The following is an 18,810-nucleotide window of genomic DNA, read 5'->3' on the forward strand; positions in this document are numbered from 1 at the left end:
TGGCATGGGGAACTTCGACGTCACCGGATACCTCGGGCGGCTCGGCCTCGGCGCCGAGCCGCCCGGTCTCGACGCCCTTCGGCGGCTGCACGCGGCGCACGTCGAGCGCGTGCCGTACGAGGCGCTGGAGGTCCAGCTCGAGCGCCCGACACCGCTGGAGCCGTCGGCCTCGCTCGCGCGGATCCTGCGCGGCCGCGGCGGGTACTGCTACCACCTGAACGGCGCGTTTTCGGAGCTGCTGCACGCACTCGGCTACCGGGTCACGCGCCACCTCGGCGGGGTGCAGGGCAGCGCGGCCGACGCGCCGAACATCGACCGGAACCACCTGGCCCTGACCGTCACCGGGCTGCCCGAAGACCCGTCGGCGAGCTGGCTGGTCGACGCCGGGCTGGGCGACGGCATCCACGAGCCGCTCCCCCTCCGGGAAGGCGCGTACACGCAGGGCCCGCACACCTACCGGCTCCGGCCGTCGGGGGTGGCGCCCGGCGGCTGGCGGTTCGACCACGACCCGTCGGGCAGCTTCGCCGGCTTCGACTTCGCACCCGGCGAAGCGGAGATGAGCGACTTCGCGGCGAAGCACGCCTGGCTGTCGAGCGCGCCGGAGTCCGGGTTCGTCCGGGTGTGCGTGCTGCAACGGCGGGACGCGACGGGCGTCGACACCCTGCGGGCGCTGACCCTGAACCGCCACGGCGCGAAGGAGCTCGTCGAGTCCCCGGACGGCTGGTGGTCGGCCGCGGGGGACGTCTTCGGCATCACCCCGGACCTGTTCACGGCCGACGAGCGCGAGCGGCTGTGGCGCAAGGTCGTGGCGCAGCACGAGACCCACGCGGGAGGGCCGGTGATCAGCGTGTGACCGGGCCCGGTGGCAGTGGCGCCTTGCCCAGGGCGTGGTCGACGGCGGCTTCGGCGTGCAGGCGCGTCGTGGGGAACGTCGGCACGGGCGAGTCCTCCGGGCCGACGAGCAGCTCGATCTCGGTGCACCCGTAGATCACGCCTTCGGCACCCGCCTCGACCAGCCGGGCGATCACCTCGCGGTAGGCCTGCCGCGAGGTGTCCTCGACGACGCCGAGCACCAGCTCGTCGTAGATGACGCGGTGCACGAGGTCGCGGTCTTCGGCGCCCGGCACGAGCACGTCGAGGCCGTGCGCGGCGAGCCGGTCGCGGTAGAACGGCTGACCCATGGTGAACCCGGTGCCCAGCAGCCCGACCCGGCGGACCCCGGCGGCCTTGATGGCGGCGGCGGTCGCGTCGGCGAGGTGCAGCAGCGGGATGCCGAGGCCGTCGGTCAGCTCGTCGGCGACCTTGTGCATGGTGTTGGTGCAGAGCACGACGAAGTCGGCCCCGGCCGCTTCCAAGGCGCGGGCGGCGCGGTTCAGCTCGGCGCCGGCGTCGGCCCAGCGGTCTTCGGCCTGCATGGCCTCGATCGCGGCGAAGTCGACGGAGTAGAGCACCGTCCGTGCCGAGTGGAACCCGCCGAGCACGGCTTTCACCCGTTCGTTGACGAGCCGGTAGTACTCCAGCGAAGATTCCCAGCTCATCCCGCCGAGCAGCCCGATGACCTTCATGCCGTTCAGCATGCCCGAACCGCGCCCGGCTTTCGCCGGGCGTGGTCGAAGAGGCATCACCCGTGACTGAAGAGGCATCACGCGTGATCCGGCGGGCATCGGCGTGATGCCCGCTCAATCACGCGTGATGCCCTCCTGATCACGTGTGATGCCCCGTTGCGCACGTCGGCCGTTCGAAAAGGGCCGGTGCTGCGGAAGGCCGGGTGGCTCAGGCCCAGAGCTGCCCGTCGAGCCGCTCGGCGGCCTCGTCGAGCGACCCCGCGTAGGCCCCGGTCGAGAGGTACTTCCACCCGGCGTCGGCGACGACGAACGCCACGTCCGCCGGTTCGCCTCGAGCGGCGGCCTTCTCGGCGACGGCCAACGCCGCGTGCAGCACCGCGCCCGTCGAGATGCCCGCGAAGATGCCTTCGTGCTCCAGCAGCTCACGCGTGCGCCGCAGCGCGTCGTACGCGCCGACCGAGTACCGGCCGTTGAGCACCGACGCGTCGTACAGCTCCGGGACGAACCCCTCGTCGAGGTTGCGCAGGCCGTACACCAGCTCGCCGTAGCGCGGTTCGGCCGCGATGACCTGGACGTCCGGCTTCGCCTCGTGCAGGTACCGCCCGACGCCGACCAGCGTGCCGGTGGTGCCGAGGCCGCCGACGAAGTGCGTCAGCGTCGGCAGGTCCTTGAGCAGCTCGGGCCCGGTGCCGCGGTAGTGCGCGTCGGCGTTGGCCGGGTTGCCGTACTGGTAGAGCATGACCCACTCGGGGTTCGCCTCGGCCAGCTCCTTCGCCCGCCGGACGGCCTCGTTCGAGCCGCCCGCGGCCGGGGAGAAGACGATCCGCGCGCCGTACGCCTGCAGCAGCTGCTTGCGCTCGGTCGAGGTGTTCTCCGGCATGACGCAGACCAGCCCGTAGCCCTTGAGCTTGGCGGCCATGGCCAGCGAGATGCCGGTGTTGCCGGACGTCGGCTCCAGGATCGTGGAGCCGCGCCGCAGCTTGCCGTCGCGCTCGGCGGCTTCGATCATGGCCAGCGCGGGGCGGTCCTTGATCGAGCCGGTCGGGTTGCGGTCCTCCAGCTTCGCCCAGAGGCGCACGTCGTGCGTGGGCGAGAGCCGGGGCAGCCCGACCAGCGGGGTGCCGCCGAGCGCGTCGAGCAGGGACTCGAAGCGAGCCATCGATCAGCCACCGGCCACGGCGGGCAGGATGGTCAGGGTGTCGCCGTCCTTGACCTCGGCCTCGAGTCCGCCGGCGAAGCGCACGTCCTCGTCGTTGACGTAGACGTTGATGAAGCGGTGCAGCTTCTCCTCCTTCACCAGGCGCGCCTTGAGGCCGGCGTGCCGGGACTCGACGTCGTCGATGACCTCGAGGACGGTCGCGCCCTTCGCCTCGACGGACTTCTCGCCGCCGGTGTGGGTGCGCAGGATCGTCGGGATGGAGACGGTCACGGCCATGGGTTCTTACCTCCGGTGGTTTCCTAGACGCAGACGCCTTCGGCGCGCGGTTTGTTCCGACGGGACTCAGTCGACGATCTCGACCGGCTCCTCGGTGATCTCGGCGTCCACGATCCGGTACGACCGGAACTCGTGCACTTCGGGGTCGCGGGTGGAGACGAGCACGTAGTGCGCGTCCGGCTCGGCCGCGATGTTCGCGTCGGTCCGCGACGGGTAGGCCTCGGTCGCCGTGTGCGAGTGGTAGATCACCACGGGCACCTCGTCGTTCGCGTCCATCTCGCGGTAGAGCTTCAGCAGGTCACCGGAGTCGAACTCGTAGAACGTCGGCGACCGGGCGGCGTTCAGCATGGGGATGAACCGCTCGGGCGAGTCGCTGCCTTCGGGCCCGGCGATCACCCCGCACGCCTCGTCGGGGTGGTCACGGCGGGCGTGGGCGACGATCTCGTCGACGAGTTCACGGCGGATCCGGAGCACACCGACATCTTAGGTGGTGGACACAAGCTGTCCAGATGATGAGATATTGCGCTCACCAGGGCAATCACGACATGCCGATGCCGCCCGCCCGCTGGCCGAAAGCCTCCGGCCAGACGTCGCGGTAGGCCGGCACCCCGCCCGCGGCGGTCGCGGCCAGCAGGCCGTGCACCATCGCCCGCGCGAACACCCGCGCCGCCGCCGAGCACAGGGCGTCCAGTCCGGCCGCGCGCGCCGCCGGGCCGAACGGGCCGCTCGCCTCCGGCAGCTCGCGCGCACCGGTGGCCAGCGCGAAGACCGTGTCGCCGTCGAACATCGTGTGCGCCGGGCGCACGGCCCGCGCCAGCCCGTCCTGCGCCGCGACCGCGATGCGGCGCGCCTCGGCCTTCGACAGGGCCGCGTCGACCGCGACCACGCCGATCGTCGTGTTGAGGTCCGTGGCGCGGGACGGCAGGTCCGCGGGCCGCGAAGGCCAGGTCACGCCGAAGTCGCCGTGGTCGGCCGCGTACGCGCGCCCGGTCGTCAGGTCCACGGCCTCGCCCGCCGCGTTGACCGCCGCGATCGCGCCGACCGTGTACTCGCCGACGACCTCGCTCGCGGACCCGATCCCGCCCTTGAGCGAGCCGACGGCCGCCCCCGCGCCCGCCCCGGCCGTGCCCTGCGCGAAAGACTCCGAAGCCGCTTCGCAGGCCGCATAGCCGAAAGACGCGTCGGGCCGGTTGCCCCAGTCACTCCGCGGCAGGTCGAACAGCACCGCCGCCGGCACGATCGGCACGACCTCGTGCGGCTGCGTGCCGACCGGAAAGCCCAGGTTGCGCTCGGACAGCCACTTCATCACGCCGTCGGCCGCGGCGAGCCCGTACGCCGAGCCGCCCGACAGGCAGACGGCGTTGACCCGCTGCACCAGGTTCTCCGGCTCCAGCAGGTTCGTCTCGCGCGTGCCGGGCGCGCCGCCGCGCTGGTCGACCGCGCCGACCGCCCCCTCGGGCACCAGGACCACCGTCGTCCCGGTCGCCCAGCCGTCGCCCACCCGCTCGTGGTGCCCGACCAGGACGCCGGGGACGTCGGTGATCATCCCGTCAGCGCCTGGATCAGCGTCTCCTGCACCCAGGTCAGCCAGTGGTAGACGCCCAGGTGCGGCGCCCGCGGGTCGTCCTCGGGCAGCTCGTCGGGCATGTCCTCGGTGACGTCGAGCGCGGTGCCGAGCGCCAGCCGGACGTCGTTGAGCGCGCCGAGCCAAGCGTCGGCCTGCTCTTCGGTCAGGCGGACGTGCCCGCCGTCGCGCGGCAGCGTGTCGAGCACGATCTTGGCCACGCCGACCTTGATGTCCAGCAGCTCCGGCTCGTGCAGCGAGCGCATCGCCGCGGCCGAGTCCAGGTCGTCGCGCGTCGGGTTGTCCGGGTCGAGCTTGTGGAAGTCCGGCAGCAGCCGGGAAAGCACCGGGTCGTCCGGGGACTCGGTGGGCCCGGTCCGGATGCCGGTCAGCTCGGCGAGCTCGTCCTGCGGCGCCTCTTCGGCGCGCGCGGTGAGCATGTCCTCGAGCTGGCTGACCAGTCCGCGCAGCACCGCGGCTTCCTGCTGCTCGAAGCCGGCGTGGATCACCGCGCCCTTGCGCCGCCAACCGTTCACGAGGTCTGCTCCATGGTGGCCCAGAGGCCCGCCGCGTGGAGTTTCGCCACGTCCGTCTCCACCTTCTCCTTGGTGCCGGACGAGACGATCGCCTTGCCCTTGTGGTGCACGTCCAGCATGAGCTTGGTGGCCTGGTCGCGGCCGTACCCGAAGAGCTTCTGGAAGACGTACGTCACGTACGACATGAGGTTGACCGGGTCGTTCCAGACCACGGTCCGCCAGGGTGTGTCCGACTCGGCGACCTCGGCACCGGCCGGCTCGACCTGTGTCTGCTCGGCTGCGACAGGCAAGGACATGCACCCCATGGTGTCACGGCCGTGACGGGGTACGCCGCGCCAGGTCCGGCCATGTGGGTGAATAGGCTGACCCCATGGGTTCACCGGAGCCGGCCACGGCCAGCACTGCGCTGCTCACCGACCACTACGAGCTGACCATGCTGGGCAGCGCGCTCGCCGACGGGACGCACGCGCGGCCCTGCGTGTTCGAGGTGTTCGCCCGGCGCCTGCCGGACGGGCGGCGCTACGGCGTCGTCGCGGGCACCGCCCGGGTGCTCGACGCGATCGCGGACTTCCGCTTCACCGACGCCGAACTGGCGCAGCTGGAGGCCACCGCGGTCGTCGACGACGCGACGCTGTCCTGGCTGGCCGACTACGAGTTCTCGGGCGACGTCGACGGCTACGCCGAGGGCGAGCTGTACTTCCCGGGCTCGCCGATCCTCACCGTCTCCGGCTCGTTCGCCGAGTGCGTGCTGCTGGAGACGCTGGTGCTGTCGATCCTCAACCACGACAGCGCGATCGCGTCCGCCGCGGCCCGGATGTCGGGCGCCGCGCACGGCCGGCCGATCATCGAGATGGGCGGGCGCCGCACGCACGAGTACGCCGCCGTCGCGGCCGCGCGCGCCGCCTACCTGGCCGGCTTCGCGACGACGTCCAACCTCGAGGCCGGCCGCCGCTACGGCATCCCGACCCGCGGCACCGTCGCGCACGCCTTCATGCTGCTGCACGACAGCGAGGAGGCGGCCTTCCGCGCCCAGGTCGAGAAGATGGGCCCGGACACGACGCTGCTGGTCGACACCTACGACATCACCGCCGGCATCGAAACCGCCGTCCGCGTCGCCGGGCCCGAGCTCGGCGCGATCCGGATCGACTCCGGCGACGTCGGCCCGCTCGCCCGCCGCGCCCGCGAGCAGCTGGACTCCCTCGGTGCCAAGGACACCCGGATCGTCGTGTCCGGCGACCTGGACGAGCACGCCATCGCGGCGCTGCGCGCGGAGCCCGTGGACGCGTACGGCGTCGGGACATCGGTGGTCACCGGGTCCGGCGCGCCGACCGCCGGGATGGTCTACAAGCTGGTCGAGGTGGACGGCAAGCCGGTCGCCAAGCGCAGCGCCCACAAGGAGTCGCGCGGCGGGCGGAAGTCCGCGCTGCGGCGCCACCGCGGCACCGGCACGGCGGTCGAAGAGGTCGTCTGGACCACGGCGGGCCAGGCGCCCGAGCCGGACGCCGGTGACCGGCCGCTGCAGATCCCGCTGATCCGTGCTGGCCGCGCGGAGGCGGACCTGCCTACGCTCGACGACGCGAGGCAGCGGCTGCGCCGCGGCCTGGTCAGCCTGCCGTGGGAGGGCCTCAAGCTTTCGCACGGCGAGCCGGCCATCCCGACGCTGTTCTTCTAGGAGGAGTCCGACCATGGGAACCGCGCTGATCGTGGTGGACGTGCAGAACGACTTCTGCGAAGGCGGCTCGCTGGCCGTCGCGGGGGGTGCCGCGGCGGCGGCGACGATCTCCGCGCTGAGCACGTCCGGCGGCTACTCGCACGTGGTGGCCACCCGTGACCACCACATCGACCCGGGCGCCCACTTCAGCGACACCCCGGACTTCAAGGAGAGCTGGCCACCGCACTGCGTGGCGGGCACGCCGGGGGCGTCGTTCCACCCGGCTCTCGACGTCGTCCCGATCGTCGAGGTCTTCTCCAAGGGCGAGTACAGCGCGGCCTACTCGGGCTTCGAGGGCGCTTCCCGGGGCGGGCAGTCCCTGGAGTCCTGGCTGCGCGAACACGACGTGACCGACGTCGACGTCGTCGGCATCGCCACGGACTACTGCGTGCGGGCGACGGCGCTGGACGCGGCCCGCGCCGGGTTCGGCGTGCGGGTCCTGCTCGACCACACGGCCGGGATCGCCCAGGCGTCGGTCGAGAGCACCTTGCGGGACTTCGCCGAGGCGGGCGTCGCGCACACCGGAACGGCGCACGTCGCGTGAAGGACCTCCAGGCCGCACTGGCCGAACACCGGCTGGTCGCGATCCTGCGCGCGACGGATTCGGCCCGCTTCGCCGACGCCGCGATGGTGCTGCACGCGGCGGGCATCCGGCTGCTCGAAGCCACGCTGACGACGCCGGGCGCGCCCGCGGCGATCACGGCGCTGCGGCTGGCCCTCGGCGACGACGCGCTGATCGGCGCGGGCAGCGTCCGCGAAGCGTCCGATGTGGACATCGCGGTCGACGCCGGCGCGGCGTACCTGATCACACCGACGGTGAACCCGGCGGTGCTGGAGCGCGCGGCGGAGCTGGACACGCCGGTGGTCTGCGGCGCGCTGACGCCCACGGAGATCGACCAGGCCTGGCGCCTCGGCGCCGCGGCGGTGAAGGTGTTCCCGATCGCCGCCGTCGGCGGGGTGGCGTACCTGCGCGCGGTGCGGGCCCCGCTGCCGGACGTTCCGCTGGTCCCGACCGGCGGCGTCCACCTCGCCGACGTCGAGGGCTACCTGCGCTCGGGCGCGATCGCGGTCGCGGCGGCGACCCCGCTGCTGGGCGACGCGCTCTCCTCGGGCGGCAGCCTCCCGGACCTGGCGGCGCGGGCGGGCGAGTTCGTCGCGGCCGCCGCCCGCTTCGCCACCGCCTGAGCCTATTTCTTGCCGAACGGGTCGCAGGCGGCCGTGCCCAGGTAGATGTCGCCGCTCGCCGGGCCGCCCTGCGGGAACAGCTCGATGTGCACGGCGTGCGTCACGAGGCTGCCGTCCGGCGGCTGGGGCGTCACGGTTTCGTTGAGGACCACCGTCGCCAGCGCCGTGCCCGCGGCGCCGCCGGGGATGACGATCCGGTCGTTCGGCGGGATCTGCGCGGGCACCGTGATCCCCTCGACCGTCCCGATCGAGACCTCGCCGCCGCTGCCGGTCGCGCTCGTGGCGCACTTCGCCGAAAAAGTGCGCACGGTGATCACCGGACCGCCGAAGCGCTTGAGCACGGTGGCTTCGAACCGGTGCCCGGAGGCTTCCGCGATCGCCACGGCGTCCGAGCGCCCGCACCCGCTCTCGCCGACGCCGAACTTCGCGATCTCGCCGGTCGCCCCGCCCGCCGTCCGCGCGCTGTAGGGCCCGTCGGCCGTGCATTTCGCCAGTTCACCGGTGACGACGTGCTCGTTGTCGATGGTCACGTCCACCGAGCCGGAAGACGCCCATCCGGTGGACGTCACCGGCGCCGCGGCCCCCAGGAGCGGTGCCGCCAGCGTCGTCACCGCCAGCAACCGGAATGTCCTCTTCCTGGCGTTTCGCATGCCGCGTCCTCCACGGTCGCCGTGACAGTTCGTAGTTACCCACTTCGTCATCGGCAGGCCCGGCGCCGGCCCTGATCGGGTCCACCCGGTCGAGTGGCCGGTGAGGAAGGCAACTTCCGGGGTTTTCGACGGGGTAACGAGCGTTAACCTCGATCGTCTGCTCACCCAGGGAGGTTTCGTGTCTTCGCTGTCCATCGCCGGCAAGCGGCCCGTGCTGGCCGACCTCGTCCCCGGCTCGCTCGTCCGGGACATCGCGCTGGTCGCCGGCGGTGCCGTGCTCACCGGCGCCGCCGCGCAGCTGACCATCCCGGTGCCGGGCAGCCCGGTGCCGATGACCGGCCAGACGTTCGCCGCGCTGCTCGTCGGCGCGTCGCTCGGCATGTCGCGCGGTGCCGCGTCGATGCTCGTGTACCTGCTCGTCGGCGCCGCGGGCGTGCCGTGGTTCCAGCACGGCACCGCGGGCCTGTCCGGCGCCAGTGCCGGCTACATCGTCGGGTTCGTCTTCGCCGGCGCGCTGGTCGGCGCGCTCGCCGGCCGCGGCGGCGACCGGACGCCGGTGCGCACCGCGGGCACCATGGTGCTCGGCAACCTCGTGATCTACGCGTTCGGCGTGCCGTGGCTGATGGCGTCGACCGGCTTCGACCTCCCGACCGCGTTCGCCAAGGGCGTCACGCCGTTCCTGGTCGGCGACGCGATCAAGATCGTCGTGGCCGCCGGGCTGCTGCCGCTGACTTGGAAGCTCGTCTCGGGCCGTACGCAGGACTGATGCTCTCATCGGGCCGGGGGCTCCGGGTGGCGGAGCCCCCGGCCAGGGGCGCAGGTGATCCGGCGCGAGTGGCCCGTTCGCGCCGGATCACCGATCCTGTCGGCGGTGGCGGCTAATGTGTGTCGCTGTGCCCGCCCGAACTGATTTCCCCGGCGTCCTCGAACTCCTCACCCACGCGGTGGAGTCCGTCGGGGGTGCCGAACGCCCAGGGCAGGTCGAGATGGCCCAGGCCGTCGGCCGCGCCATCCGCACCGGCGAGCACCTCGCCGTCCAGGCCGGCACGGGCACCGGCAAGTCGTTGGCCTACCTCGTGCCCGCGATCCGCCACGCCGTCGAGAAAGAGGCCACGGTCGTCGTCTCGACGGCGACGATCGCCCTGCAGCGCCAGCTCGTCGACCGCGACCTCCCGCGCCTCGCGAAGGCGCTGAAGAAGCCTCTCGGCCGTGAACCGACCTTCGCGATCCTCAAGGGCCGTCGCAACTACATGTGCTTGCACCGCCTGGATTCCGGCGCGCCGGACGAGCCGGAGGACGCCCAGCTCTTCGACCCGTTCGCGGTGTCGCGCCTCGGCAAGGAGGTCACGCGGCTGCGGGAGTGGGCCTCGGACACCGAAACCGGCGACCGCGACGAGCTCGTCCCCGGCGTCTCCGACCAGGCGTGGCGCCAGGTGTCGGTGACGGCGAAGGAATGTCTCGGCGCGTCGCGCTGCCCGATCGGCACCGACTGCTTCGCCGAGCGCGCCCGCGCCGAGGCCGGCCGCGCCGACGTCATCATCACCAACCACGCGCTGCTGGCCATCGACGCCCTGCAGGGCTACCAGGTCCTGCCGGACCACGACGTCGTGATCATCGACGAGGCGCACGACCTCGTCGACCGCGTCACCTCGGTCGCCACCGGCGAGCTGACGAGCGCGATGTGCGCGTCCGCGGCCCGCCGCTGCGGCAAGCTGATCGACGCCGACGTCGCCGACGGCCTGCTGGAAGCGGGCGACGGGCTGGCGCTGATCGTCGACGACCTGCCCGCGGGCCGGCTGGACGAGCTGCCGCGGCCGCTGAAGGGCGCGATCCCGGCGGTCCGCGACGCCGCGCACGCGTGCATCACGGCCCTGGGCTCGGACCGCAAGGAGGACGTCGAGGGCGCCACCGCGCGCAAGCTGGCGCGCTCCCTGCTCGACGAGGTGCACGACACCGCGGTCCGGCTGCTGGAGGCGTTCGACGACGACCAGGCGCACCAGCGCGACGTCGTCTGGCTCTCCGGTGACAAGTACGCGTCGAACCCGCGGCCGCCGGCGTTGAAAGTGGCGCCGCTCGGCGTCGCCGGGCTGCTGCGCGAACGCGTCTTCAACCAGCACACGACGATCCTGACGTCGGCGACGCTGACCCTGGGCGGCACGTTCGACACCATGGCGCGCCAGTGGGGGCTCCCGCCCGCCGCGGCCCGCGTCGAGCAGGCGCCGGGCGCGGCGACGGAGAAGGAGGCGCCGTCGGACGAGTCGGGCCCGAAGTGGACCGGCCTCGACGTCGGCTCGCCGTTCGACCACAAGCGCAACGGCATCCTCTACCTGGCCAAGCACCTGCCGCCGCCGGGCCGCGACGGCCTCGCGACGTCCACAATGGACGAACTGGCCGAGCTGATCGAGGCCGCGGGCGGGCGCACGCTGGGCCTGTTCTCGTCGATGCGGGCGGCCAAGCAGGCCGCCGAGGAGATGCGCGAACGGCTCGACTTCCCGATCCTGTGCCAGGGCGAGGACGCGACCTCGCTGCTGGTCCAGAAGTTCTCCGAAGACGTCCGCACGTGCCTGTTCGGCACGCTGTCGCTGTGGCAGGGCGTCGACGTCCCCGGGCCGTCGCTGCAGCTCGTGGTGGTCGACCGGATCCCGTTCCCGCGCCCGGACGACCCGGTGTCCTCGGCCCGCCAGCGCGCGGTGGAAGCCCGCGGCGGCAACGGGTTCCTCACCGTGGCGGCCACGCACGCGGCGCTGCTGCTGGCGCAGGGCACCGGCCGGCTGCACCGGTCGGTCACCGACCGCGGCGTGGTGGCGGTGCTGGATTCACGGCTGGCGAACGCCCGCTACGGCGGTTTCCTGCGCGCGTCCCTGCCGCCGTTCTGGCCGACGATGGACCCGAAGGTGGCACGCGACGCCCTGCGGCGCCTGGACGCAGCCGCGCCCGCGTGACGCGGTCCACGGCGTCGCCGGGTACGGTGAACCCACCCACGCAGCAAGGGAGCACCGGTTGACCCAGGATTCGTCCAGCGCACAGTCCCGGACCGTCAGTGTCGACGACACAGGCGTGCGGCGGCGGCTCGCGGACGGCAGCGAAGAGGCCGTCACGTGGTCCGAACTGTCGTCGGTGATGGTCAGAGTCATCCCCGACGGCCCCTGGAACGAAGACGTCTTCTTCATGCTGGTGGGCACGGACGGCAAGGGCACGGCGGTCCCGAGCGGCGACCCGGCGGCCGACGCGCTGATCGAGCGCCTGCAGTCCCTGCCGGGCTTCGACAACGAGAAGTTCATCGAAGCCATGACGACGGACGCCGACCAGGCCTACGTCGTCTGGGAATCGACGACGAACTGAGGTGCGCTGTCCGGTCTGCGGCGCGGAAGACGCGCTGAGCCCACTGGGCGAACTCGACCCGACGGAAGGTTACCTGCGCGTCCGCTTCAAGCGGCCGGGCTTCCTCGAGCCGCGTCCGACCTTCTTCGTGCGCGAGAGCCGCGTCTGCCGGTCCTGCGGCGCCGTAGTGCCGTTCCTCGGCCAAGACCAGCGGGAGAAGCTCGCCGAGGAGTGGGACACCCTGATCCCAGTTGCTCCCGACGCTAGGCCGGGAACTCCTCCGTCACCGGAATCCCCTTCTTGAGCGTCCGGCTCACCGTGCACAGCCGCTCGATGGCCCGATCCACGGCACCGGCCAGCGCTTCCCGCTGATCCGCCGCCAAAGTCGACACGTCGACGTCGAAAGCGACGTGCACGGCGTCCAGCTCCGAAGCACCCTCACGACGATCCGCCGTGACGGTGACGCGGAACTTCGCGTCTTCGCCCACCCGCCGGGTGATCAGCTCTTCGGCCGTCACCGCGCTGCAGCCCGCGGCCGCGATCTGCAGCAGCTCGGCGGGCGAGAACGCCCCTTCGGCGCCGGTGCGGCCCAGCCGCACCTCCGCGCCCCGCTCGTTGCGCCCGACGAACGCATGCCGGCCTTCGCGCTGAACTTCGAGTCCCATGCCCGCTCCAACCGGGTCAGGAAGCCGGTTGTTCCGGCTCCCACTGGGCAAGAACCGTGAGGGTGCCGGGGTCGACTTCGGTGAACCCGGCGTCCCGCACGGCGACGACGCCGTCGCGCCGCCACGCGCCCTCCGGGTCGTCGCCCGGGTGTAGTTCCTTCCACCGCGCCTCGCTAGCCGTGCGCACGGCGGTCCGGTAGCCCCGCTCCGCCCACGCCGCGCGCTGCCCGTCGTCCAGCAGCGCGGCGAGGATCATCGTGGCGTGCCCGACCTGCGCGGCCGCCTTGCCGACGGTCATCGGCACGTGCGGGTTCAGCAGGAGCAGCGGAACGCCTTCCGGCGGCGGCCCCGGCTCGTCCGGCGGCAGCTCGCTGCCCGAGATCTGTAGCCGCGAGACCTCCTTGGGCGCCTCGGCGACCAAGCCCGGCACGAGGGCGCGCGCCTCGGCGCCGTCGATCTCCACGGTGATGCCCGGCAGGTCCTGGACGGCCGCCCAGTGCGCGCCCCGCGCCCGCCGCGCGACCTTGCGGATCCGGTTGTCGAGCCACGCGTGCATCGGCTCGGCCCACTCGCCGCCGGGCTCGGCGCGCTCGTCGAGGCAGACGGCCAGCGCGGCAGCCGCCGCGGCCTCCAGCAGGGGCGTGCGGCCGGGTGGGTCGGCCCGTTCGATGCGCAGGATCACCGGCATCGCCCGGACTTCCCCGGGAAGCTCGTCGGAGGTGTCCGACGTGTCTTCGGCCGGGAGCCCCAGCCAGTAGGCGTAGCGGGCGCCCAGGGGGTCGAGAACGCTGCTCACGGACGCATCAGCTCGAGCCCGTCGGCGGCGTCGGCGGCCTCGACCTCGCCGCGGGTCAGGCCGAGCACGAACAGCACGGCGTCGAGGTACGGGTGCGAAAGCGCGGTGTCGGCCACCTCGCGCAGCGCGGGCTTGGCGTTGAACGCGACGCCCATGCCCGCCGCCGAGAGCATGTCGATGTCGTTGGCGCCGTCGCCGACCGCGACGCACTGCTCCAGCGGGATGTCGTACTCGCCGGCGAAGCGGCGAAGCACCTTCGCCTTGCCCGCACGGTCGACGACCTCGCCGACGACCCGGCCGGTGAGCTTGCCGTCGACGATCTCCAGCTCGTTCGCCGCCGCGAAGTCGAGGCCGAGCTCCTCCACCAGGCCGCCGATGACCTGTGTGAACCCGCCGGACACCACGCCGGTCTTGAAGCCCATCCGCTTGAGCGTGCGGATCGTCGTGCGGGCGCCCGGGGTCAGCTCGATCGTCGCGGCGACCTCGTCGATGGCCGTCGCGGGCAGGCCCTCCAGCAGCGCGACGCGCCGCTCCAGCGACTCGCTGAAGTTCAGCTCGCCGCGCATGGCCGCCTCGGTGATCTCGCGGATCTCCGGCTCGACGCCGGCGTGCGCGCCCAGCATCTCGATGACCTCGCCCTGGATGAGCGTCGAGTCGACGTCGAAGACGACCAGCCGCTTCGCGCGGCGCGTGATCCCGGCCCGTTCGACGGCGATGTCGACGCCGACCTCGACGGCCGCGTCGGCCAGTTCCGACCGCAGCGCGGCGTCGGCCTCGGGGGTGTCCCGGTCGACCGAGACGTACAGCTCCAGCCCGGTCACGGGGTAGTCGGCGACGCTGCGGATCGCGTCGATGTTGGCGCCGAGCGACGCCAGCCGGCGCGCGACCTCCGAGAAGCCCCGCGCGGTGACCGGGCGGCCGAGCACCACCAGCACGTGCGTCGAGTCGCGGCGGCCCAGCGCGAACGGGTCCTCGCCGATGGCCGAGCCGATCTTGACCTCGACCTCCATGCCGACGGACGCCATCGCCTGCTCGACGTACTCCTGCAGGCCCTCCGGGTCGCGGTACACCCCGGCGAGCACGCCCAGCACGAGCTGCCCGCGGATGACGACCTGCTCGACGTCGAGCACGTCGACGTCGTGGCGGGTCAGCACGGCGAACAGCACGGACGAGACACCCGGCTTGTCGGGGCCGGTCGTCGTGATCAGGACGGGGGTCTGGGTCACTGGTCATCCCTCGTTCGGCAACGCTGCACGATCAGTCTGCCGGTCCGGCCTCGGACATAAATAGAGCGCGTGCCCGGCTTCACAAAAGCCGGGCACGCGCTCACTCGATCAGGTGCTACTTGTCGTCGCCCTGCTCGCTCGCGTTGTCCTTGGAGTGGTCTCCCGGGATCACCGCTTCGGTGAGCAGCTGCGACGGGGTCGCGTGGCTGTTGACCTTCTGCTTCCCGAAGAAGCCGATCTCGCCTTCGTTGTGGATGCGCTCGATCATGTGCGGGTAGTGCAGCTCGAACGCGGGCCGCTCGGAGCGGATCCGGGGCAGCTCGGTGAAGTTGTGCCGCGGCGGCGGCGAGGACGTCGCCCACTCGAGCGAGTTGCCGTAGCCCCACGGGTCGTCCACCGTGACGATCTCGCCGTACCGGTAGCTCTTGAAGACGTTCCAGATGAACGGCAGCGTCGAGGCGCCGAGGATGTACGCGCCGATCGTGGAGATCGTGTTCAGCGTCGTGAAGCCGTCACTGGACAGGTAGTCCGCGTACCGGCGCGGCATGCCCTCGGCACCCAGCCAGTGCTGGACGAGGAACGTGCCGTGGAAGCCGATGAACGTGGTCCAGAAGTGCCACTTGCCGAGCTTCTCGTCCATCATCCGGCCCGTGATCTTCGGGAACCAGAAGTAGATGCCGGCGAAGGTGGCGAACACGATCGTGCCGTAGAGCACGTAGTGGAAGTGCGCGACGACGAAGTAGCTGTCCGACACGTGGAAGTCGATCGCCGGCGCGGCCAGCATGATGCCGGTCAGGCCGCCGAAGAGGAACGTGACGATGAAGCCCATCGAGAAGATCATCGGCGTCTCGAAGGACAGCTGGCCCTTCCACATCGTGCCGATCCAGTTGAAGAACTTGATGCCGGTCGGGACGGCGATCAGGAACGTCATGAAGGAGAAGAACGGCAGCAGCACGGCGCCGGTGGCGTACATGTGGTGCGCCCACACCGCGACCGACAGGGCCGCGATCGCCAGCGTCGCCCAGACCAGGCTCTTGTAGCCGAACAGCGGCTTGCGGCTGAAGACCGGGAAGATCTCCGAGACGATGCCGAAGAACGGTAGCGCGACGATGTACACCTCTGGGTGACCGAAGAACCAGAACAGGTGCTGCCAGAGGATCACCCCGCCGTTTTCGGGGTCGAACACGTGCGCCCCGAGGTGCCGGTCCGCCAGCAGGCCCATCAGGGCCGCGGTCAGGATCGGGAAGGCGAGCAGGATCAGGATCGACGTCACCAGGATGTTCCAGGTGAAGATCGGCATCCGGTACATCGTCATGCCCGGCGCGCGCAGGCAGACCACCGTGGTGACCATGTTGACCGCGCCGAGGATGGTGCCGAGACCGGAGACCACCAGGCCGGAGATCCACAGGTCCGCGCCGACGCCCGGCGAGTGGATCGCGTCCGACAGCGGGGTGTAGGCGAACCAGCCGAAGTCGGCGGCGCCACCCGGGGTCAGGAAGCCGGACAGCACGATCAGGCCGCCGAAGAGGTACAGCCAGTACGAGAACGCGTTCAACCGCGGGAACGCGACGTCCGGCGAGCCGATCTGCAGCGGGAGCACGAAGTTCGCGAAGCCGAAGAGGATCGGGGTCGCGTACAGCAGCAGCATCACCGTGCCGTGCATGGTGAACAGCTGGTTGTACTGCTCCTGCGACAGGAACTGCTGCCCGGGCCGCGCCAGCTCGGTGCGGATGAGCATGGCCATCGCGCCGCCCGCCATGAAAAAGGCGAACGACGTGACCAGGTACATGATCCCGATCTGCTTGTGGTCCGTCGTGCGGAACAACCGCAGCAGGTACGAACCCTTGACCGACTCGCGCGCGGGATACGGGCGCGTCGCGATCGGCTTGGGGGCTACGGCCGTCACTCCTGCCTCCAACACTGAAACCTTGTGGTGGTCATCGTCCGGCCGCCGGGGTCGGGAACACCCGGTCCGACGGCTCACTGGGGATCGTAGCCCTCGCTACCGACAGTCGCGCGCACCGGCTGGCAAGATCGGGCCGTGACCGACGAATACACGCGGACCGCGGTGCGTGCGGCACGGACCGTGGCCGCCCGGCTGGGCCTGCCCGGTCACGAGCCCGAGGTGCTCCACGAGCGCTCGAACGTGCTGGTGAGGCTGGGTCCGCTGGTCGCGCGGGTGCCCGCGACGATCCGGCTCGCCCGGCCCGGCGCGGCCTGGCAGGAACGCGATCTGGCCGTGTCGGGGTTTCTCACGGAACGTGGTGTGCGCGTCGTCTCACCCACCACGGATCCCCCGGCCGGACCGCATTTCGCCGAAGGTCTGCCGGTCACTCTCTGGCACCACACCCCGCACGATCCGGACCACCGGTACGCACCGGACGCCGTCGCGCGCTCACTCGCCGAAGTGCACGCGGCGTTGCGGGAGTACCCGGGCGAACTGCCCCGCCGCGGCCCGCTCGACGACCTCGAGCGCATCTTCGACCGCCACCCCCTCGACCCCCGCCTGCGCGCCGAGGCGGCCCGGCTCGGCGCGCTGCTGCCCGGCGTCGCCGTGCAGCCGCTGCACGGCGACGCGCACCCCGGCAACCTGATCGCCACCCTCGCCGGGCCGTGCTGGCTGGACTTCGAGGACACCTGGTGCGGCCCGCTGGCCTGGGACCTCGCGATCCTCGCCCGGCAAGGGGGCCCCGAGCACCTCGCCGCGTACCCGGGCGAAGTGGACGAAGAGTCCCTTCGCGTATGTACGCGGCTACGGGAGCTGTACTCGGTCGTGTGGCAGCACGTCATCGCCATCCGGTTCCCGCACCGGCTCCCCGGCGCCCGGTCGGCGCTCGCCGCCTACTTCTCGTGAGTCGCGGGGTACCAGGAGAGAATCGCTTCGACGACGCCCGCCGGGTCCTCCAGCGGGGTCAGGTGGCCGACGCCGGGGAGCACCACGAGCGTCGCGCCGTCCAGTGCCTCGACCATCTCGCTCGCCGCCGCCACCGGGGTGATCGGGTCTTCTTCGCCGACGATGACCAGGGCCGGGACCTTCGCGTCGCGCAGGAGGTCGAGGGAGTCCGGCCGGGTCCGCAGCGCCAGCGCCGTCCACGAAATCCCGGCGGGCGGCTGCGACTCGATGATTTCCCGGACCGTCTCGACGACGTCAGGACGGTCCGAACGGGTCCCTTCGGCCAGCAGGTTCGGCAGGTTCGCCTCGGCGAGCCAGCCGGTGATGCCCTCTTCGTCGACGCGCTTCGCGACGTCCAGCCGGCTCTGCGCGGCCTCGGGGGTGTCGGGCGTGGCCTTGGTGTCGACGAGCACGAGCCCGCCGACCCGCTCCGGCGCCAGCCGCAGGACGGCCATCGCGAGGTAGCCGCCCATCGAGCAGCCGCCGAGCACGACGCGGTCCAGGTCCAGGCGGTCGAGCAGGGCGACGACGTCGCGCGCGGCGTCCTCGAGGCTCGGCTCGCGGTCGGACTCCGGCAGCGGCGAGCGGCCGAGCCCGCGCTGGTCCGGCGTGATCACCCGAAGGTGTGAAGACAGGGGTTCGCGCACCGCGTTCCACATGCGGGCGTCCAGGGGAAAGGCGTGGAGGAGGACCAGCGGCAGTTCGGTCATGCGGGCCATTTTGTCGGACCCCCGCGCTAGCTTCGCCGACGTGTTCACCGACATCGAAACCGACCGGCTCCTGCTGCGTCCGCCCCGCGAGGCGGACCGGCAGGCGATGGTCGACATCCACACCGACCCGCGCACCAACCGCTTCCACCCCGACCCGCCCGACGTCCGGCGCGCGTCGGAGATGTTCTCGGAGTGGCTGGCGCACTGGGCCGAGCACGGCTTCGGCTACCCCGCGGTGCTCGAACGCGGCGGCAGCGAGGTGATCGGCATGTGCGGCGTGCGGGTGCGGGAGTTCCACGGCGAGAAGGTGCTCAACCTCGGCTACCGGTTCCGGCCGTCGGCGTGGGGCAAGGGGTACGCGGTCGAAGCGGGGCTGGCGATCCTGGCGTGGTGCGCCCGGGACCTGCCGGCGCTGCCGGTGCTGGCGAGCATCAGCGTCGCGAACAAGCCGTCGCTGCGGGTGGCCGAGCGGCTCGGCTTCACCGAGTACACGGAGGAGGAGTACGACGGCGCGTTCTCGCGGCACTACCGGCGCTGAGCCGGGCGATCTTTG

Annotated in this window: 22 protein-coding genes; 9 read left to right on the forward strand and 13 right to left on the reverse strand. The window is 72.0% G+C overall.

Features of this window, described 5'->3' with window-relative positions:
• The first annotated feature begins 4 nt into the window (after positions 1-4).
• On the forward strand, positions 5-853 hold the full coding sequence (locus ACWEN0_RS00685; protein ID WP_451967653.1) for an arylamine N-acetyltransferase family protein: 849 nt from the start codon (positions 5-7) through the stop codon (positions 851-853).
• Here ACWEN0_RS00685 and ACWEN0_RS00690 read toward each other — a convergent pair.
• The 7 genes from ACWEN0_RS00690 to clpS all read right to left on the reverse strand — a co-directional run bounded on the left by ACWEN0_RS00690 (position 843) and on the right by clpS (position 5,396).
• Entirely contained in the window at positions 843-1,565 is a 723-nt protein-coding gene (locus ACWEN0_RS00690) for an aspartate/glutamate racemase family protein (protein WP_451967656.1), read from the reverse strand. The genes ACWEN0_RS00685 and ACWEN0_RS00690 overlap by 11 nt on opposite strands.
• A gap of 208 nt (positions 1,566-1,773) precedes the next feature.
• Positions 1,774-2,724, reverse strand: coding sequence for a PLP-dependent cysteine synthase family protein (locus ACWEN0_RS00695; RefSeq protein ID WP_451967658.1), 951 nt, complete (start codon positions 2,722-2,724; stop codon positions 1,774-1,776).
• 3 nt (positions 2,725-2,727) lie between these two features.
• Positions 2,728-3,000: a MoaD/ThiS family protein gene (locus ACWEN0_RS00700; protein WP_176175260.1), complete on the reverse strand. Its 273-nt coding sequence runs from the start codon at positions 2,998-3,000 to the stop codon at positions 2,728-2,730.
• Positions 3,001-3,066: 66 nt separating this feature from the next.
• Positions 3,067-3,474, reverse strand: a complete 408-nt coding sequence (locus tag ACWEN0_RS00705) for a Mov34/MPN/PAD-1 family protein (RefSeq protein WP_400894106.1) — start codon at positions 3,472-3,474, stop codon at positions 3,067-3,069.
• A 64-nt stretch (positions 3,475-3,538) separates the two neighbouring features.
• Positions 3,539-4,546 carry a P1 family peptidase gene (locus tag ACWEN0_RS00710; protein ID WP_451967660.1) on the reverse strand — a complete coding sequence of 336 codons (1,008 nt, stop codon included), beginning with the start codon at positions 4,544-4,546 and terminating at the stop codon, positions 3,539-3,541.
• Positions 4,543-5,100 (reverse strand): DUF2017 domain-containing protein, encoded by a 558-nt coding sequence (locus tag ACWEN0_RS00715; protein WP_451967662.1) that lies wholly within the window; start codon positions 5,098-5,100, stop codon positions 4,543-4,545. The genes ACWEN0_RS00710 and ACWEN0_RS00715 overlap by 4 nt, the downstream gene beginning before the upstream one ends.
• On the reverse strand, positions 5,097-5,396 hold the full coding sequence (gene clpS / locus ACWEN0_RS00720) for an ATP-dependent Clp protease adapter ClpS (RefSeq protein ID WP_451967664.1): 300 nt from the start codon (positions 5,394-5,396) through the stop codon (positions 5,097-5,099). Before clpS ends, ACWEN0_RS00715 begins: the two co-directional genes overlap by 4 nt.
• A gap of 74 nt (positions 5,397-5,470) precedes the next feature.
• Here clpS and ACWEN0_RS00725 point away from each other — a divergent pair, with 74 nt between their 5' ends.
• From ACWEN0_RS00725 to ACWEN0_RS00735, 3 genes are read left to right on the forward strand one after another with little or no spacing between them, the layout of a single operon-like run.
• On the forward strand, positions 5,471-6,772 hold the full coding sequence (locus ACWEN0_RS00725) for a nicotinate phosphoribosyltransferase (RefSeq protein WP_451967666.1): 1,302 nt from the start codon (positions 5,471-5,473) through the stop codon (positions 6,770-6,772).
• Positions 6,773-6,785: 13 nt separating this feature from the next.
• Positions 6,786-7,355: an isochorismatase family protein gene (locus tag ACWEN0_RS00730; RefSeq protein WP_451967668.1), complete on the forward strand. Its 570-nt coding sequence runs from the start codon at positions 6,786-6,788 to the stop codon at positions 7,353-7,355.
• Complete coding sequence (locus tag ACWEN0_RS00735) at positions 7,352-7,996, forward strand: bifunctional 4-hydroxy-2-oxoglutarate aldolase/2-dehydro-3-deoxy-phosphogluconate aldolase (RefSeq protein ID WP_451967669.1); 645 nt, start codon at positions 7,352-7,354, stop codon at positions 7,994-7,996. Before ACWEN0_RS00730 ends, ACWEN0_RS00735 begins: the two co-directional genes overlap by 4 nt.
• Positions 7,997-7,998: 2 nt before the next feature.
• On the opposite strand, the gene ACWEN0_RS00740 is transcribed toward ACWEN0_RS00735, so the two are convergent.
• Positions 7,999-8,616 carry a choice-of-anchor P family protein gene (locus tag ACWEN0_RS00740; RefSeq protein ID WP_451969789.1) on the reverse strand — a complete coding sequence of 206 codons (618 nt, stop codon included), beginning with the start codon at positions 8,614-8,616 and terminating at the stop codon, positions 7,999-8,001.
• A 208-nt stretch (positions 8,617-8,824) separates the two neighbouring features.
• Here ACWEN0_RS00740 and ACWEN0_RS00745 point away from each other — a divergent pair, with 208 nt between their 5' ends.
• The 3 genes from ACWEN0_RS00745 to ACWEN0_RS00755 all read left to right on the forward strand — a co-directional run bounded on the left by ACWEN0_RS00745 (position 8,825) and on the right by ACWEN0_RS00755 (position 11,988).
• Positions 8,825-9,412, forward strand: a complete 588-nt coding sequence (locus ACWEN0_RS00745) for a biotin transporter BioY (RefSeq protein WP_451967671.1) — start codon at positions 8,825-8,827, stop codon at positions 9,410-9,412.
• Between the two features lie 127 nt (positions 9,413-9,539).
• Positions 9,540-11,588 carry an ATP-dependent DNA helicase gene (locus ACWEN0_RS00750; RefSeq protein ID WP_451967673.1) on the forward strand — a complete coding sequence of 683 codons (2,049 nt, stop codon included), beginning with the start codon at positions 9,540-9,542 and terminating at the stop codon, positions 11,586-11,588.
• A gap of 58 nt (positions 11,589-11,646) precedes the next feature.
• The gene (locus ACWEN0_RS00755) at positions 11,647-11,988 is read left to right on the forward strand and encodes a hypothetical protein (RefSeq protein ID WP_451967675.1); all 342 of its coding nucleotides are present in this window, start codon (positions 11,647-11,649) and stop codon (positions 11,986-11,988) included.
• A gap of 242 nt (positions 11,989-12,230) precedes the next feature.
• Here ACWEN0_RS00755 and ACWEN0_RS00760 read toward each other — a convergent pair whose 3' ends face one another.
• The 4 genes from ACWEN0_RS00760 to ctaD all read right to left on the reverse strand — a co-directional run bounded on the left by ACWEN0_RS00760 (position 12,231) and on the right by ctaD (position 16,560).
• Positions 12,231-12,632 (reverse strand): OsmC family protein, encoded by a 402-nt coding sequence (locus tag ACWEN0_RS00760; RefSeq protein WP_451967677.1) that lies wholly within the window; start codon positions 12,630-12,632, stop codon positions 12,231-12,233.
• Between the two features lie 16 nt (positions 12,633-12,648).
• Positions 12,649-13,428 carry a peptidyl-tRNA hydrolase gene (locus ACWEN0_RS00765; protein WP_451967679.1) on the reverse strand — a complete coding sequence of 260 codons (780 nt, stop codon included), beginning with the start codon at positions 13,426-13,428 and terminating at the stop codon, positions 12,649-12,651.
• The gene (gene serB, locus ACWEN0_RS00770; protein WP_451967681.1) at positions 13,425-14,654 is read right to left on the reverse strand and encodes a phosphoserine phosphatase SerB; all 1,230 of its coding nucleotides are present in this window, start codon (positions 14,652-14,654) and stop codon (positions 13,425-13,427) included. The genes ACWEN0_RS00765 and serB overlap by 4 nt, the downstream gene beginning before the upstream one ends.
• A gap of 115 nt (positions 14,655-14,769) precedes the next feature.
• Complete coding sequence (gene ctaD / locus ACWEN0_RS00775; RefSeq protein ID WP_451967683.1) at positions 14,770-16,560, reverse strand: aa3-type cytochrome oxidase subunit I; 1,791 nt, start codon at positions 16,558-16,560, stop codon at positions 14,770-14,772.
• A 135-nt stretch (positions 16,561-16,695) separates the two neighbouring features.
• Here ctaD and ACWEN0_RS00780 point away from each other — a divergent pair, with 135 nt between their 5' ends.
• Positions 16,696-17,508: a phosphotransferase gene (locus ACWEN0_RS00780; RefSeq protein ID WP_451967685.1), complete on the forward strand. Its 813-nt coding sequence runs from the start codon at positions 16,696-16,698 to the stop codon at positions 17,506-17,508.
• On the opposite strand, the gene ACWEN0_RS00785 is transcribed toward ACWEN0_RS00780, so the two are convergent.
• A complete protein-coding gene (locus tag ACWEN0_RS00785; protein ID WP_451967687.1) occupies positions 17,496-18,257 on the reverse strand; it encodes an alpha/beta fold hydrolase in 762 nt (253 codons plus the stop codon). The two genes, ACWEN0_RS00780 and ACWEN0_RS00785, sit on opposite strands and share 13 nt — an antisense overlap.
• Here ACWEN0_RS00785 and ACWEN0_RS00790 point away from each other — a divergent pair.
• A complete protein-coding gene (locus tag ACWEN0_RS00790; protein ID WP_451967689.1) occupies positions 18,256-18,795 on the forward strand; it encodes a GNAT family N-acetyltransferase in 540 nt (179 codons plus the stop codon). The genes ACWEN0_RS00785 and ACWEN0_RS00790 overlap by 2 nt on opposite strands.
• Positions 18,796-18,810 lie beyond the last annotated feature (15 nt).

Source organism: Amycolatopsis sp. NPDC004378, from assembly GCF_053602455.1.